The organism is Cupriavidus sp. SIMBA_020 (assembly GCF_046535395.1).
Lineage (GTDB): Bacteria > Pseudomonadota > Gammaproteobacteria > Burkholderiales > Burkholderiaceae > Cupriavidus > Cupriavidus campinensis.
In genome coordinates this window covers 1-272 of record NZ_JAWRWU010000560.1, presented here as the reverse complement: position 1 = coordinate 272, position 272 = coordinate 1, and the positions used below count along the sequence as shown (strand labels likewise).

Genomic DNA, 272 nt, shown 5'->3' with positions numbered 1-272 from the left:
CGGGCACAGCGGTTCTTCGCCGCCGTAGGCCTCGCGCACCTGGCTGGTGTCGATGCCCTTGAGCGCGCGGGTCAGCGCGGCGTGCAGCGTGTCGTCCAGCGTGCGGGTCGTGCCGCTTTCGTTCTTCTGTTGCTGGGGCACCGACATTCCGTAGCGGTAACGCACCGTCAGCGTCGGCACATCGCCGATGCGGTGCAGCGGCCGCATCAGGTACACGCGGTCCTGCCCGTAGGCGCCCACGCGGTAGGCCACGTAGACCCGGTCACGCAGAC

Annotated in this window: 1 pseudogene; it reads right to left on the bottom strand. The window is 69.5% G+C overall.

The annotated features are described in order from the left end of the window. Positions 1 to 272, bottom strand: a pseudogene (locus SB751_RS30520) (hypothetical protein); the annotation flags it as partial.